At 68.4% G+C, this 16269-nt stretch carries 13 protein-coding genes; 2 read left to right on the plus strand and 11 right to left on the minus strand.

Going from position 1 to position 16269, the window contains the following annotated elements:
* Nucleotides 1-7: 7 nt before the first annotated feature.
* The 11 genes from glmS to eccCa form a co-directional block, all read right to left on the minus strand.
* Entirely contained in the window at nucleotides 8-1870 is a 1863-nt protein-coding gene (glmS, locus tag AAFP30_RS20150) for a glutamine--fructose-6-phosphate transaminase (isomerizing) (protein WP_419231783.1), read from the minus strand.
* 23 nt (nucleotides 1871-1893) lie between these two features.
* Nucleotides 1894-2847, minus strand: coding sequence for a dienelactone hydrolase family protein (locus AAFP30_RS20155; protein ID WP_419231784.1), 954 nt, complete (start codon nucleotides 2845-2847; stop codon nucleotides 1894-1896).
* A gap of 9 nt (nucleotides 2848-2856) precedes the next feature.
* The gene (locus tag AAFP30_RS20160; protein ID WP_419231785.1) at nucleotides 2857-3132 is read right to left on the minus strand and encodes a hypothetical protein; all 276 of its coding nucleotides are present in this window, start codon (nucleotides 3130-3132) and stop codon (nucleotides 2857-2859) included.
* Nucleotides 3133-3139: 7 nt separating this feature from the next.
* Nucleotides 3140-4174 carry a hypothetical protein gene (locus AAFP30_RS20165; RefSeq protein WP_419231786.1) on the minus strand — a complete coding sequence of 345 codons (1035 nt, stop codon included), beginning with the start codon at nucleotides 4172-4174 and terminating at the stop codon, nucleotides 3140-3142.
* The gene (locus tag AAFP30_RS20170) at nucleotides 4171-4509 is read right to left on the minus strand and encodes a hypothetical protein (RefSeq protein WP_419231787.1); all 339 of its coding nucleotides are present in this window, start codon (nucleotides 4507-4509) and stop codon (nucleotides 4171-4173) included. Before AAFP30_RS20170 ends, AAFP30_RS20165 begins: the two co-directional genes overlap by 4 nt.
* A gap of 89 nt (nucleotides 4510-4598) precedes the next feature.
* Complete coding sequence (locus AAFP30_RS20175; protein ID WP_419231788.1) at nucleotides 4599-5297, minus strand: HAD family hydrolase; 699 nt, start codon at nucleotides 5295-5297, stop codon at nucleotides 4599-4601.
* The gene (gene glmM, locus AAFP30_RS20180; protein ID WP_419231789.1) at nucleotides 5294-6634 is read right to left on the minus strand and encodes a phosphoglucosamine mutase; all 1341 of its coding nucleotides are present in this window, start codon (nucleotides 6632-6634) and stop codon (nucleotides 5294-5296) included. Before glmM ends, AAFP30_RS20175 begins: the two co-directional genes overlap by 4 nt.
* Nucleotides 6635-6636: 2 nt before the next feature.
* Nucleotides 6637-7233, minus strand: coding sequence for a 30S ribosomal protein S9 (gene rpsI, locus AAFP30_RS20185; RefSeq protein ID WP_419231790.1), 597 nt, complete (start codon nucleotides 7231-7233; stop codon nucleotides 6637-6639).
* A complete protein-coding gene (rplM, locus tag AAFP30_RS20190) occupies nucleotides 7230-7673 on the minus strand; it encodes a 50S ribosomal protein L13 (protein WP_419231791.1) in 444 nt (147 codons plus the stop codon). Before rplM ends, rpsI begins: the two co-directional genes overlap by 4 nt.
* Nucleotides 7674-7865: 192 nt before the next feature.
* The gene (locus AAFP30_RS20195; protein ID WP_419231792.1) at nucleotides 7866-9152 is read right to left on the minus strand and encodes a type VII secretion-associated protein; all 1287 of its coding nucleotides are present in this window, start codon (nucleotides 9150-9152) and stop codon (nucleotides 7866-7868) included.
* 10 nt (nucleotides 9153-9162) lie between these two features.
* Nucleotides 9163-13203: a type VII secretion protein EccCa gene (gene eccCa, locus AAFP30_RS20200; RefSeq protein WP_419231793.1), complete on the minus strand. Its 4041-nt coding sequence runs from the start codon at nucleotides 13201-13203 to the stop codon at nucleotides 9163-9165.
* 115 nt (nucleotides 13204-13318) lie between these two features.
* Here eccCa and eccD point away from each other — a divergent pair, with 115 nt between their 5' ends.
* Both eccD and mycP read left to right on the plus strand, forming a co-directional pair.
* Nucleotides 13319-14851 carry a type VII secretion integral membrane protein EccD gene (gene eccD / locus AAFP30_RS20205; protein WP_419231794.1) on the plus strand — a complete coding sequence of 511 codons (1533 nt, stop codon included), beginning with the start codon at nucleotides 13319-13321 and terminating at the stop codon, nucleotides 14849-14851.
* A 1-nt stretch (nucleotide 14852) separates the two neighbouring features.
* The gene (gene mycP / locus AAFP30_RS20210; protein WP_419231795.1) at nucleotides 14853-16265 is read left to right on the plus strand and encodes a type VII secretion-associated serine protease mycosin; all 1413 of its coding nucleotides are present in this window, start codon (nucleotides 14853-14855) and stop codon (nucleotides 16263-16265) included.
* Nucleotides 16266-16269: the final 4 nt, after the last annotated feature.

Raw genomic sequence — 16269 nt, forward strand, 5'->3', positions numbered from 1 at the left:
AGGGTGACTACTCGACGGTGACGGACTTGGCCAGGTTGCGGGGCTTGTCGACGTCGTAGCCGCGGGTCTGGGCGACGGTGGCCGCGAACACCTGCAGCGGCACGGTCGACACCATCGGCTGCAAGAGCGTCGGCACCTTCGGGATCGGGATGAAGTGGTCGGCAACCGATCGCGCGGAGAGGTCGTCCTCTTCGCAGATCACGATGGTGCGTGCGCCGCGGGCCTGGATCTCGCGGATGTTGCTGACCATCTTGGAGTGCAACACGGCACGGCCGTCGGCCGACGGCATGACGATGATGACCGGCAGGCCGTCTTCGATCAGGGCGATCGGCCCGTGCTTGAGCTCGCCGGCGGCGAAGCCCTCGGCGTGCATGTACGCGAGTTCCTTGAGCTTGAGGGCACCCTCGAGCGCGACCGGGTACCCCACGTGGCGGCCGATGAACAGGACGGTGTTGTGGTGGGCGAGGGACCGCGCGAGTTCACGAACCGGTTCCACGGTGCCCAGCACCTCGGTGACGGCCTGCGACATCAGTTCCATCGCCGCGAACTCGCGGGACACCTCGTCGGCGTACTTCGTGCCACGCGCCTGCGCCAGGGCGAGACCGACCAGGTAGGCGGCCGCGATCTGGGCCAGGAAACACTTCGTGGACGCGACCCCGATCTCGGGTCCGGCGTGGGTGTAGAGGACCGCGTCGGATTCGCGCGGGATCTGTGCCCCGTTGGTGTTGCAGATCGCCAGGACACGGGCCTTCTGATCCTTGGCGTGGCGCACGGCCTCCAGCGTGTCGGCGGTCTCGCCGGACTGCGAGATCGCCACCACCAGCGTCGACCGGTCCAGCACCGGGTCGCGGTAGCGGAACTCGCTGGCCAATTCGACCTCGACGGGCAGCCGGGTCCAGTGCTCGATGGCGTACTTCGCGAGGAGTCCGGCGTGATAGGCGGTGCCGCAGGCGACGACGAACACCTTGTCGACGTCGCGGAGGTCCTGATCGGTGAGGCGCTGCTCGTCGAGGACGATGCGGCCGTCCTGCAGGTGGCCGAGCAGGGTGTCGGCGATCGCCGCGGGCTGCTCGGCGATCTCCTTGAGCATGAAGAAGTCGTAGCCGCCCTTTTCGGCAGCCGCGAGATCCCAGTCGATGTGGAAGGGCTTGCCGGCGCGGGCTTCCCCGTCGAAGTCGGTGATCGTGTAGCTGTCGGCGGTGATCACCACCACCTCGTCCTGACCGAGTTCGACGGCGTCGCGGGTGTGTTCGATGAACGCGGTGACGTCCGAGCTGACGAACATCTCGCCGTCGCCGACTCCGACGACCAGCGGCGTCGAGCGGCGTGCGGCGACGATCGTGTCCGGGTGATCGGAGTGGGTGAACACCAGGGTGAAGGCGCCCTCGAGGCGACGCAGGGCCGCGTACGCGCTGGCCACGAAGTCACCGGCGGTCGGTCCGACGGTGTACTCCCGCTCGACGAGGTGCACCGCGGTTTCGGTGTCGGTGTCGGAGGTGAACTCGATGCCGGTCTCTTCGAGTTCGGTTCGCAGCGCCGCGTAGTTCTCGATGATGCCGTTGTGGACGACGGCGATCTTGCTGTCGGTGCTCACGTGCGGGTGTGCGTTGCGATCGGTCGGTTTACCGTGCGTCGCCCACCGGGTGTGTCCCATACCGGTGGTGCCGGTCAGTCGCTCGCGACCGACCGTGGCGATCTGCTTGTCCAGGTTCTCCAGGCGTCCGGCCTTCTTCTGGACAGCGGTGGTGCCGTGCCCGTCCAGGATGGCGACGCCCGCCGAGTCATACCCCCGGTACTCCATCCGCCGAAGTGCCTCGACCACGATGTCCAGAGCATCGCGCTGGCCCACATATCCGACGATTCCACACATAGGTAGTCAGGATACCGGTGAACTCACCCGGTCTTGGTGCGACGCTTCTTTGGTTTCGCCCCAAGCAGGCGGGAGATCGGGTCGATCTCGATGGCCGGCGGGTCGTCGAGATCGACGAGGTGCAGTTTCCCGATCTCCTCGGCCGGATCGGCGAAGCCCGCGAAGTCGGCTTCTCCGGCCACAGTGTGCAGCAGAAATCCGGTGCAGACTGCGCGGATCAGTCCGTGCAGCGCGCGATCCGAGCCATTGCGCCCCAGGAAGACCTTGGCCGTACGCCGTTCCAGCAGATCGCGGGCATTTCCCAGCGGGATCGTGCGCAACGCCACATCGCCGCCGTAGGCCTGGGCCAGCGCCAACGCGTTGGAATCGACGGTCTCGAACTCCCCCGCACCACACACGATCAGCCCGGGCGCCTCCACGAGTGCGGCGGCCGGCAGCAACACCGACGTCGTCGGCGCGGGTAGCAGTGCCGCCACTCCGGCGACGTCGGGTGCCAGGTGGCCGCCCAGTGACTGATCAGAGGCCGCGATCACGGCCGCCGATGCACCGAAGCCGTGGCCGACCAGACCGAGGCGGTCGGCGTCGACGGTCACCGCACCGAAGCCCAGCGGGATGTTGGTCACCACGTCGAGTGCGGCGCGCAGATCGATGGCGAGCCCGGTGTCCGACGCCATCAGTCCGCTGTTGGAATCGGGTGCGACCGTCACGAAGCCCCAGGACGCCAGGTGATAGAGCAGATCGCGGTAGCGGGAGCTATCGGCCAGCCAGGTGTGGGCGACGGCGACCGCGGGTAACTTGCGTCCCGTCGCGGGGGTGAAGATCTGTCCCGGCATGCCGACCACCCCGAGATCGCCGCGCATCACCGGGTATGGCCCGCGGCGGGCCAACTCGCCCATCAGTTTGTCGGGCGATCCGGACGGCAGCGGCGGAATGTCGGATTGCGCAGACTTCGCACGTCCTCGTTTGGTTCCCGGCACCTGGACAGCCTATTCGCCGATGCGCGTTTCGTGCGGACTGCCCTCGGCCATGTCGGCGGGCAGCAGGATCCGCGGGGTCACCGAATCCGCCCGGTCGGCCTCATCGTCGAGTCGGGAGCGGAGATCGTCGAGGTCGTCGGGCTGGTCGGCGGGGCGCTCGCCCGCCTGATGTTCGGCCAATTCCTGGGCCAGCCGACGCTGGGTGGTCGAGAACTCGTTGGAGGCGTCGACGACCTGGGTGGTCGCGGCTCGGGCGATCGCCTCGATCTGGTCGGCCAGGTTCATCGGGGCCTCATTCCTCGCCGGCCAGGGCCAGGTCACCGGCCGACGTCGCGGGCGCATCGGGCGCCGACGGCGCCGAGTTCCCCAGCCGCAGTGGGACATCGAGGTCACGGCCGACATCGGTGGGTGCATTGTCGACGGCGTCGGGTGTCGGGGTTGCGGTGGCCGCGCCGGCATCGGGGGTCGGCTCCGTGATCGCTCCGGCCGGAGCGATGTTCGGCGTCGTCGGCGCGGCATCGGCATCGAGGGGCCGTTCCGTCGGGGTCACCCGACCGGTCGCGGCCATCAGGTCGCTGTGCGGCGGGTCGGGGGGCTGGGGATTCGGGGGCTGCGGGTTCGGGGGCTGCGGGTTCGGGGGCTGCGGATCGTCCGGCGCCGCGGTCGCGCCGGGCCGGGGGCGCAGATCGGTCGGATAGGGTTCGACGTCCATACCGTCGGTGGCTCGGGTGAGCTGTTCGAGGATCTCGTCGATACCGTCGATGGTGGTTTTGGCCGAGGTGAAGTAGAGCCGCGTCCGGGCGGTGATGTCCTCCCCGACGATGCGCAGCGGTATCTGGCCGGTGGCGATCGCTTCCGGGACGGCCTCGATCGGCACACCGGCGACCAGCGGTGCGGTCAGCCGGACGACGGTGACGTACCAGGTACGCAGGAGCTGATCGATGCCCGACGACGCCGCCCCGGTCGCCTCGGACAACGTACGCAGCGTGTGCAGGTCGGATTCGGCGCGCCGCTGATGTTCGACGACGGCGCTGACCGCCTGTTCCCCGGTCGCGCCCGTCCAACCGCGGTCCAGACGGATCTGCTGTTCGGGGAGGCGATGCAGGTGCTCGGCGACCGCACGATAGGCCGCGGTGAGTCGGCGACTGTCGGCCGCGAAGCCGGTGGCGTCGAAGGCACCCACCTTGCGGAACGGTGGCTCGATGGCGGCCGGATCGGCGGTGGCAACCCCCAGTCGCGCTCCCAGATGCAGGATCGCGATCAGCTCATCGATCCCCGATGTGGCCTGATCACGCAGCGCCGCAAGCGAATTCGATCGCGCCGTCACTGCGCCGGTCCGTCCGCTGCGCGCTCTGACCGGATACGTAGCAGGTCGTCGCGCAGGTCCGCATCGCTCTCGGTGAGCGCGGTCAGTCCTTGTTCGAGCGCCATGGACAGGCGGTCGGCGGCCACGGACTGCTCCGCGAGCCGCGCCGCGATCACCCGGCCCATCTCCCGGTAGCGGTCACCGAGCTCACGGTATTGGTCATCGAGTGCCCAGTCCCCGAGGTCGCCCGCACCCAGGTCGGACGCCGCAGCCCCGACGACTTCGGCCGCGCAGCGGTAGAAGGAGACCACCTCGGTGACCTCGTCGACGTCGATGAACAGCCGCGATTCGGACATCGCTCCCCCTTCCGCACACGTCCCCTCGAAGTTTAGACGCGCACGGAGGCCGGGCGGTTCCGCAGGTTTTCGGATCGGCGGGCGAGCCGTCAGCCCGCGATCTCGACTCCGTGCGCCCGCACGGCGTCGAGCAGCGCGGTCGGCCGTTGATCGACCGCCACGTCGTGCACGAGTTCGAACGCGCAACCGAGTTGTCGCGCACCGCCGTCGGCGGTCTCGCTGTCCCCCACCATCAACGCATCCGCGGGGGCGACGCCGAGCGCGTCGAGGGCGGTACGGAAGATCTCCGGGCTGGGTTTGACCGCCCCGATCTCGTAGGACAGGGCGTAGGTGTCGACGAGATCCTGTACGCCGAACCGCGCGAGTACCGCACGCACGTCGAAGGCGATGTTGCTGACAACCCCCACCGGTATACCGGCGGCCCGCAGACCGCGCAGTACCGACTCGGTATCGGCGAAGATCTGCCAGGACAGCGGGTCGAGCACGCGGCCGTAGAGGCTCTCGGCTTGGCCGGGCGCGGTCAGACCGGATGCCCGCAACATCGCCAGATACGCGCGGCGGTGTAACGCGGGGTCGAGATCCCGGTCCTCCCATGCGGTTCGGTCATAGCCCTCGACCTGGGCGGGGATGCCGACGGGTTGGGTCATGCGGCGGATCAGTTCGGCCTGGTGGTCGAGGTGCAGCGCGTTACCCGCGTCGTCGTGCAGCCCGGCGAACCAGTCGTCGCGTGCCTCGAACCGGAACAGCGTCCCCGAGAAGTCGAACAGTACTGCCTTGACCGCGTTCACGATCCGACTCCTGCCACGACGTCGGCGATCCTTCGGGCCACCGATTGCGCGGCGTCGGCGGTGGGCGCCTCGACCATCACTCGCACCAACTGCTCGGTGCCCGACGGGCGCAGCAGCACCCGGCCGGTGTCGCCGAGTTCGGCCTCTGCCGCGGTGACCGACTGCTTGACCGAATCCGATTGCGCCACAGCATGCTTGTCCGCGACACGAACATTGATGAGTTCCTGCGGCAGTACCGTCATGATGCCGGCGAGCTCGGCGAGGCGGGTTCCGGTCGCTGCGATCTGCTCCATCAGCAGCAGACCGGTGAGAATGCCGTCGCCGGTGGTGCCGTAGTCGGGAACGACGATGTGACCGGACTGTTCGCCGCCGAGCGAATAGCCTCCGCGTCGGAGTTCTTCGAGGACATACCGGTCACCGACGGCTGCGGTGACCAGGTTGATGCCCGCGTCGCGCATCGCGATGTGCAACCCGAGGTTGCTCATGACGGTGGCGACGAGAACGTTGTCGTGCAGTGCCTTTCGCCGCGACATCGCGGTCGCGAGGATCGCCATGATGGCGTCGCCGTCGACGATCTGGCCGGTGGAATCCACGGCGAGGCACCGGTCGGCGTCACCGTCGTGGGCGAGTCCGAGATCGGCGCCGTGTTCAAGCACCGCGGCCTGCAGCTTGCCCATGTGAGTGGAGCCGCAGTCGTCGTTGATGTTCAGGCCGTCGGGCTCCGCGTGGATCGCGATGACCGTGGCACCCGCATCCGAATATGCCTGCGGCGCAAGGGTCGACGCGGCACCATGGGCGCAGTCGACCACCACGGTCAGCCCGTCGAGACGATGCTCGAGCGCGGTGGCCAGATGCGCGCGGTAACGCTCACCGGCATCCGGGGCGTCGAGCACACGACCGACGGCAGCACCGATCGGGCGCAGGAGATCGTCGGCCATCGCGGCCTCGATCCGATCCTCGACCGCGTCCTCGAGCTTGTGCCCACCACCGGAGAAGAATTTGATGCCGTTGTCCGGCATGGGATTATGCGACGCCGAGATCATCACGCCGAAGTCGGCGCCATAGTCTGCGGTCAGGAAGGCGACCGCGGGCGTGGGGACCACACCGACACGGATCGCGTCGACGCCGGTCGCGGCCAGTCCGGCGCACACCGCAGCTTCCAGCATCTCGCCGGACGCGCGGGGATCCCGACCGACCACGGCACGGGGCCGGGTGTGGTTCTGTGAATTTTGTTCGAATACGACCGCGGCGGCCGAGGCCAGGCGCAACGCGAGCTCGGGTGTGAGCTCGTCGTTGGCCAGGCCCCGGACGCCGTCGGTACCGAAAAGGCGTGCCAAGGTCAGCGCTTGGAGTACTGCGACGCCTTGCGGGCCTTCTTCAGGCCGTACTTCTTGCGCTCGACCGCACGCGGGTCACGGGTGAGGAATCCGGCCTTCTTGAGGGCGGGGCGATCCTCCGGGGTGACCTCGATGAGCGCGCGGGCGATGCCCAGGCGCAGCGCACCGGCCTGGCCCGAGGGGCCGCCGCCGACGAGCTTGGCGTGGATGTCGAACGACTCGGTGCGCTCGACGGTGACCAGCGGTGCCTTGATGAGCTGCTGGTGCACCTTGTTCGGGAAGTAGTCCTCGATGGTGCGACCGTTCAGGGTGAACTGGCCGGTGCCCGGGACGAGACGCACGCGGACGACGGCCTCCTTGCGGCGACCGACGGTCTGGATCGGGCGGTCGATGACGACCGGTCCACGATCGACGGCGACATCGGCCGCGACGGCCTCGGTGTCGTAGTCGTCGGCACCTTCGACGGCTTCCACAGCCTCGACGGCCTGCTCAACCGCGGTCTCGGCGGCTTCGGTGTCGTCACCGGCTGCGGCCTGGGCGGTAGCGGCGTCTTCCACGGCTGCCTCGACAGCCGCGTCGCTGATGTTCTCGTTGCTCACTGGGCCACCTGCTTGATCTCGAAGGACACGGGGCTCTGGGCGCCGTGGGGATGGTTCGGGCCTGCGTAGACCTTCAGCTTGGACGCCATCGCGCGACCCAGCTTGGTGTGGGGCAGCATGCCCTTGATGGCCTTCTCGACGACGCGCTCGGGGTGGCTCTCGAGGAGCTCGGCGGTGGTCTGGACCTTGAGCCCACCCGGATGCCCGGAGTGGCGGTAGTTCAGCTTGCGCTCGGCCTTGTTGCTGGTCAGCACAACCTTTTCGGCGTTGATGATGATGACGTAGTCACCACCGTCCATGTGGGGTGCATAGGTCGGCTTGTGCTTGCCGCGGAGCAGGTTCGCGCTCTGCACGGCGAGGCGGCCGAGCACCACGTCTTGGGCGTCGATGACGTACCACGCGTGCGTGATGTCACCGGCCTTCGGGGTGTAAGTGGGCACAGTTGTCCTCAGCTCTGTTCGTTTCGGGCACTGGTCAGGCGGCGTGACAGAGGCGAATCCGGCGACCAGCAGGGACCCGGGCCTCGGTGACCTCGACGCACGACAGTACGACGAGGTGACACGCACCAGCGATCCAGGTTACGCGACAGCCCAGGTCAGGGTCAAAACGCGGACGGAAGTCCATCGCCGACCTCACTTGCCGGGTACGATCCGGACCGATTCGACGGCCGTCGCGCACTCGGCGTCGACGGACTCCCCCTCGTCGCCGTTCTGACAGCCGATGGAGACCTGCAGACCGTCCTCGACGAGCACGTACCAGCGGATCGCGCTGCCGGAGGCCGGCGCTTCCCGATAGCTGATCACGTCTCGACCCATGAATCTCGTTGATGGCGAGAACTCGGTGACGACGTCGTCGCCACGCTGCCTGATCCGATTGTTCAAGCTGGTGGCGACGCTGGCCAGCGACGAGTCGGCGCGCACCTGGCTCTGCACCACCAGGATGCGCCGACCGGTGGCCGGGTCGGCGAACACGGTGCGCGACGACGCCGACGACGCTTGCCCGGAGCCGAGTTCACTGCGCCGCCAGTCGGCCGGCACCTCCAGGCTTGTCCGGCCGACCGCAACGCGCTGCGTGTGCTCGGCCGGGTCGTCGTCGCGTTGCAGGAATCCCACCACCCCCGCGACGACCGCGATGAGCACCGCGATCGCACCGGCGGCCGGAATCCAGTAGCGGGCGAAGCGGCGTGGCGGCGCCGGTGGTGCGGCCACCGGAGGCGGCGCACCGTGGTCGTCGGAGCCCTCGGGACGTCCGGTCCGCCATCCGTAGCGCCGCACGATGGCCCGGTCGACCGGCAGGACCCGCCCGGCCAGTGCGTGGGTCGTCAGCACGTCGACTGCGTGCGTGTTCTGCGCGGGATCGGTTCCATCGACGAGCACCATCTCCACCGAGTCCGCGATGACCTCTTCGACGCGGTCACCGAGGTCGGTCGCATCGGGTTCGAGGATGTCGGAGTCCTCGACCTCCCATCCGGCCGACGTGCGGCGCAGGCGGGTCACATCCCACCAGGTCTGCGGCGGACGGGCCGGATCGCTCGGGGGTTCGGGCCGGTGAGTGGTCTCGACGACGGCGCAGCGCTGCACCGCGAGGTCGGTGTGGCTGCGCGCGATCAGCAGTGCGCGCGGCACCACTGTGGTCGGTACCCCCAGATCAGCAGTGGAGCGGGCCAGCACCGCGGTCCGGGGCCGTCCCCACGTGCTGGGGTGACCGATGATCACCGGATGCGGACCGTGTTCGTCGGTCTCGGGCAGCCCGAGGTCGCGCCACACGTCCCGCCACGCATGATCGGTGTGTCGAACGACGCCGTCGAGCTGGACCGTCGTCGCATCGGCGGCGTTGAGCAGATCGGTGACGTCGACCGCTGCGCCGTCGCGATCCATCCGTCCGTAGGCGAGGTCGATCACCGTCGGGCGGGTGATCATGGCGCCATCCTTACATCTCCGCTTCGGAGTAACCCACCTGGATCAACTCCTGTGGACGGTTCCGCGAGACCAGTTCGCCGCGACCGGGGACGCGTTGCGACATCCGGGTCCGTCCGGTGATGTAGCCCTCGTCGCGGTCGCCGCTCATCAGCAGCAGGTCGCACGACAGGTCTTTGAGGTGACCGATGAGCGGGTCGAACATGGCGCGCCCGACACCACCCGACCGGCGGGCGAGGATCAGGTGCAGACCGATGTCACGGGCGTGGGCGGCCAGCTCGACCAACGGCAGCAGCGGGTTGCCCGACGCCGCGGCCACCATGTCATAGTCGTCGACGATCACGTAGACATCCGGACCGGTCCACCACGACCGATCCCGAAGTTGTTGCGCAGTGACACTTTCCGTCGGGAGTCGGCCGGCGAAGTACTGAGCGAGTTCGATCATCATCGGCGCAGCGGTCACCGCCGAGCTCGCGTATCCGGCAAGATGCTCACCCTCGATCACGCCGAGCAGTGTGCGCCGATAGTCCACCAGCACGATCTTGATCTCGTCCGGAGTCCGGACGGTCAGACCGCGAATGATGGTGCGCAGCAAGGTGGTCTTGCCGTGTTCCGGGTCGGCGAAGGCCATCAGGTGCGGTTGCGCGCCGAAGTCCAGTACCACCGGCTCCAATGCGAGTTCACCGATGCCGATCGCGACCTGGTTGCGCGCCAGTGCGATTCCGGTGTCGACGATCAGTTCGTCGATCTGCGACTGCGGAATCAGCGGAGCCAACGTGCGGACGGCCATGGCGTGACGGTCGGGGTAGGCCCGCGTGAGCACATCGATCGCGTGGGCCGCTCCGGCCGGTAGCGACTCCACCGACGACACCCCGTCGAGGCGCGGCAGGGCGGTGAGCATGTGCAGACCGTCCGGGGAGAGTCCGCGTCCGGGGCGGTTGTGCGGTACCAAGGCCGCGGTGCGGCGCCCCGATTCGGAGTCCATGGCGTCGCCGAGCTTGAGTTCGATCCGGCTGCCCAGCAGATCCTTGATCGCCGGCCGGATCTCGGCCCACCGCGACGCCGACACGATGACATGTACACCGTAGGACAGGCCCTGCGCGACGATCGTGTGGATCTGTTCTTCGAGGAACTCCAGTTCCTGGCCCAGCGCGGCGATACCATCGAGGACCAGGCAGACATCACCGTGCCGGTCCTGCTCCAGCGGATCATCTTGGGTCACAACACCGGTGGCGAACCACCGAGTCCGCCGTGCGCGGAAGTCCCGCATCGACTCGATTCCGAGGCGCGCGAAGAGTCGTTCCCGGTCGCGGATCAGCGCGGTGAGTTCGGCGATGGTCCGCCGCACGGTATCCAGGTCGCCGCGCGCGGCGACCGAACCGACATGCGGCAGTCCGGCGACCGCACTCAGCGAGCCGCCGCCGAAATCCAGGCAGTAGAACTGCAGTTGCTCGGGTGTGTGGGTCGCCGCCGCCGACAGGATGATGGTGCGCAGCGCGGTCGACTTGCCCGACTGCGGCCCACCGACGACCGCGACGTTGCCGGCCGCTCCGCCCAGATCGATCCGGTAGAGGTCGCGGCGTTGGTCGTAGGGACGGTCGATGAGACCGATCGCCGGGCGCAGGTCACCTGGAGCGGCGGTCACGACGGCGTCAGGGCCGCCAACCAATCCGTCGACGGTCGGTGAATCATCCAGCGGCGCAAGCCACACTTCGTGTGCGGGCGGGCCGTAACCGGTCATTCTGCCGACCAGCACGTCGAGCAGGCTCGGTGCCGAGGCCGCGATCGGGTCATCGTCGGTGGGCGGCACGTCGGGCAGCGGATATGGCGCGGTTGCCTGCTCGTCGACGGGGGTCGGCAGGGCGGTGAACATCACCATCCGCCCGTGCGGCCCGACCGGGATCGGCTCACCCGCCACACTCTGCGGCGATGCCACCGGCCGGTACGGACCGGACACATACGAGGTGTGGAAGCGAACGGGGTCCGACGACGCATGCTTGAGGAACGCCGAGCCGGGCGAGCTGGGCAGGTGGTACGCGTCGGGCACCCCGAGTACCGATCGGGATTCGTTGGCCGAGAATGTCTTCAAGCCGATTCGGTAGGACAGGTGGCTGTCCAGTCCACGCAGTTTCCCTTCCTCGAGACGCTGCGAGGCGAGCAACAAGTGAATGTGCAGTGAGCGGCCGAGTCGTCCGATCGCCACGAACAGCTCGGCGAAATCGGGCTTCTGCGCCAGCAATTCAGAGAATTCGTCGACGACGATGAACAGCGCGGGTAACGGCTGCAGACGTGCGCCCGAGGTCCGCGCCCGTTCGTAGTCGGTGACGTTCGCGAAGTTGCCTGCGGCCCGGAGCAATTCCTGCCGGCGATTCATCTCGCCGGCCAGCGCGTCGCGCATGCGGTCTACCATCGCGAGCTCTTGTTCGAGGTTGGTGATCACCGCGGCCACATGCGGTGCCGACTCCAGACCGAGAAAGGTTGCGCCACCCTTGAAATCGACGAGGACGACGTTGAGCTCGGTCGGCGAGTGCGTGGCCAGCAGCGCCAGTACCAGTGTCCGAAGGAATTCCGATTTGCCGGATCCGGTGGCACCGATGCAGAGACCATGCGGTCCCATGCCGCCGTGGGCGGCCTCCTTGATGTCGAGATCGACCGGGGCACCGGTCGGGGTCTGCCCGATCGGCACCCGCAAGCGCTCACGTCCCACCCGACCACGCCAGCCCACGACCGGATCGAATCGGGTCGCATCACCGATACCGAGCAGCGCCGGCAGCCCCCGGTCGACCGGCTGATCCTCGGACTCCACGTCCACCAGGGTCGCCGCGGTGGCCAACCGGTAGCGGGCCAGCCGCCGCGCCAAACTCTCGCACTCCGGGATACTCAGCGAGTCCATATCGGCGAACTCCTCGACGCCAACCGCGCTGCGGGCAGCCACTTTTCGATCCCGAACCACCAGATGCAGGCCACGCCGGGCGGCGAGACCGTCGGCGGGCGCGTTGAGGTCGATCAGCGTCACACCTTCGGTACCGGCGTCGTCGAGCAGTCGCTCATCGCCACGGACGTATCCGTCGTCGACGATCACCACGAGGTGCGTGCGGCCGGGAGCCGTTGGCGCCGAACGGCTGAACCGGGCACGCTCGGCGAGTTCGGCGGTCAACGATCCCTCACAGTCGGCCAGCGTCGGGTACACCATCCGGGTCGGACCAAGACCGTCGCCGTGCGTCGGATGACCCACGTGCGGCAACCATTTCACCCAGTCCCAGGCCTCGCCGGCCGGATCACCGGTGACGACGGCAACCCGCAGGTGATCCGGCCCGTGGCAGGCGCACAGCCCGACGAGCATGGCCCGCAGCAGTTCCCGCGTCTCCTGCCGCGCTCCTTCGACGGTGATCGCCGGGAACCCGCGCAGCGAGATCGCGGTCGGCAGTCGGTGCACCACCGAATGCGTTCGCACGAAGCGACGCAACGCGACCATGGACACCGGCTCGATGTCCTCGAGCGGTGCGGTTTCCGGCGGCATCAGTCGGGTCGCGAGTCGCTGCGATCCCACCCCGACCCGCACGTGCGCAAAATCGGCGTCGGCGGGCCGCCTTTCCCACATCCGGCGGGTCCCGATGATGTCGAGCAGCGCCGCCGGGTCGGGATGACTCCACGTCAACGCGGTCCGCTGGGCGGCCACCGTGTCGAGCACCTGCAGCCGCGTCTGGCCGAGATAGCGGAAATAGTCCTTGCGTTCCTCGTTGAGTTCGGCCGCGCGTTTGCCGCCGCCGTTGCGACCACCGGCCGCGAACATGCCGACCATCGACATCAGCATCATCACCGGAAACATCATGAACAGCGGGTTGGAGAGCATGTTGCGCCCGCCGGTGACCACCATCATCGCGATCATGCCGACGACGGCAACGACCATGACCACCGGCAGCAGTTTGAGCAGGATGTTGCCCGGTACCACCCGCGGCACGTCCGGCGGCGGCTGGATGGTCAGCTCACCGCCCGGCGCCCGCGGCGGCGTGATCCGCGGACGCCGAACGAAGCCCTCGGTGGTCGTGACCACGTGATGTCCCCCGAAACGTCGGTGCCGACGGTGAGCCGAACTCCCCGAAGGCACTGGTACCGATGTGTCCGATTCGCTATGTTAACCGCCAAACGGGGCGGGGAGGTCCATGCAGATGAGCATTGTGGATACACGAATGACACCGGCGGAAACGGGGTTGTCCGCGCCGCCGCGACCGCGTAGCGACACCTCGCTCGAACCGCATCTCGTGCGGGTGTCGGTGCTCGGCGGGAACACCCAACTGGACGTGGGTTTACCTGCGGCATCACCGATTGCGGCAGTGATGCCTGACCTGGTCGCACAGATCCAATCGCGCACTCCACCGCGGCGCGACCCGGACGACGCCGACCCCGCAGAACCCACGAGGTACCCGCGTGCCCAGCGCTGGACGCTGGGCCTTGTTGGCCAGGAACAGATCTCGCCCAACAGGTCGTTGGCCGAGGCTGGTATCCGCGACGGCGATCTGCTGATTCTGCGTGCGGTGTGCACCGATGAGGCCCCGCCACTGTTCGACGACGTGGTCGATGCCGTCGCGCGTTTGAATGAATCTCGCTTCCCGAATTGGTCGCCGCGTGCCGCGCGGACCGTGGGTCAGGTCGTCGCAGTCGTGGCCGCAGGTGCCGCTGCCGTCGGCCTCGGCGCCACACGCACCGCCGGGGCCGGCGCCTGGGTGGCCGGGCTCGGCGCGCTCGCGGTGATCGGCCTGCTCACCGCGGCGACCATCACCGCCCGGCACGTCCGCGACGACGCCACCGCGACCGTGCTCTGTGGGGCGACGCTGCCCTTGGCGTTGGTCACCGGGATGCTGTTGGTGCCGAAGGGGTTCGGCGCGGCTCACCTGACGCTCGGGTGCGCCCTGACCCTGGTCACGGTGACCATCTCCTATCGGTTGACCGCGGCCGGCCCGGTGACCCACAGCGCGGCGAGCACCGCCGCGTTACTCGGCGGACTCGGGGCCGGAGCCGCAACCCTGTTCGGTGCGGCGGCGCCGTCGGTGGCCGCGGTACTGGCGGCGGTCGGCGTCCTGGTGATCACGCTCGCCCCGCGAGCCACCATCGTGCTCGCGAAACTGCCTCTGCCCCCGGTACCCACCGCCGGTACGACCTTCGGACCCGAGGACACCGATCCGCTCCCCGCGATCGACGGTATCGGTGCGATCAGCGCCATCGCGCTCCCCAAAGCCGAAGCACTGCAGCGTCGTTCATTTCTCTCGAACTCGTATCTGACCGGCATCGTCGGGGGCGCCGCGGTTCTCACCGCCGCCTGCGCGGTCGGTGCCGCGCCACTCACCGAGTCGTCGCCGATCGCCCTCGCCTACGGTGCGGTGGTCTGCGCAGTGCTCTGCCTGCGCGGCCGATCGCACAGCGACCGGGCGCAGGCCATCGTACTGATCGGCTCCGGATCGCTGGGCATCCTCGCGTTGATCACCGGACTCGCGGTCGGTTCCGCGGGCTGGCCGCTGGCGACCTTCGGCCTGGGGATCGTCATGGTCGCTGCCGCACTGGTTTTCGGCGTACTCGCGCCGACTGTCGAGTTCTCGCCGGTGATGCGCCGGGCGGCGGAGATCGGCGAGTATCTGCTGATCGCGGTGATCGTACCGCTGCTGGTGTGGCTGCTCGATCTCTATCGCATGGTCCGGGAGATCTGACATGCGTTCGGGTCCGGCAGGTCGCCGGATCAGAGCGCTGGGTGCTGTGGCCGCCACGATCTGCCTCGGCGTTTTCTCCGGGGTCACACCGGCATCCGCGGTGAGCCCACCGCGCGTCGAGTCCGCTGTCCCGGTCCGCTCGTCGCCCGTGGGTCCTCCCGAACCGACCGAACAACGCACCTATTGCGCCACCCCGTCCGCGGCGGAACACCGCGATCGGACGAAACCCTCGGCAGCACAATCGATGATGAACCTTCCCGAGGCGTGGCGCTTCAGTCGCGGGGCGGGGCAAACCGTCGCGGTGATCGACACCGGCGTCACGCCGCATCCCCGACTACTGCGGCTCCGTGCCGGCGGCGACTATGTGTCCACCGGTGACGGACTGCGCGACTGCGACGCCCACGGCACCCTGGTCGCGGGCATCATCGCCGCCCAACCGGGTCCACGGGATGCGTTCGCGGGTATCGCACCGGACGCCGGACTCATCTCCATCCGACAATCCAGTAGCGCGTATTCGGCCAAGAACCACGCCGATTCGGCGGATACCGCGACGGCGGTCGGCTCCGGATACGGTTCCGTGCGCACTCTCGCGTCGGCGGTGGTGCGCGCGGTGGAACTCGGTGCGACGGTGATCAACATCTCCGAAGTCGCCTGCGCCCCAGCCGGTTCGCGGCCCGACGACAGAGCGCTCGGCGCTGCGGTCCGCTACGCCTATGAGCGAGACGTCGTCGTGGTGGTCGCGGCAGGCAACCTGACGCAGAACTCGGGGTGCCGCAACCAGAATCCCACGCCACCACCGGACGACGTCGATGGCTGGAACGCGGTGACCACCGTCGCGAGTCCGGCCTGGTTCGTGCCGTATGTACTGACCGTCGGATCGGTGAATGCCGATGCGGGAACACCGAGTTCGTTCAGTCTGCACGGGCCGTGGGTGTCGGTGGCCGCACCCGGCACCGCCATCGTGAGCCTCGATGCCACGCCGGGATCGTCGAAACTCAGTGACGCACAACCAGGTCCCCATGGTCCGGTACCGATCGCGGGCACCAGTTTCGCGACACCGTATGTGTCCGGGACCGTCGCCCTGGTGCGCGCCCGCTTCCCCACACTGAGCGCCGGCGAGGTGATGGAACGCGTCACCAGGACGGCCCATGCACCGGGTACCGGACGCGACACCGAGATCGGGTACGGCGTCATTGATCCGGTCGCCGCACTCACCCACGAGATCCCGGTCGAGCCCACGGAACCCTATGCGACACAACGCATCGCCGCTCCGGCACCACCTGCGTCACCCGATCACGCTGCCCGCAACGTGGCGATTGTCGGGGTCGTGGTGTGCATCGCGGTGCTGGCCGCGACGGTCGGCGTCGCACTGCCCCACCGTCGGATGCGGCGGCTCGATCCCGACGAGTACTGATCAG

Origin of the sequence: Gordonia sp. CPCC 205515, assembly GCF_048537925.1 — a bacterium.
Classification (GTDB): Bacteria; Actinomycetota; Actinomycetes; order Mycobacteriales; family Mycobacteriaceae; genus Gordonia.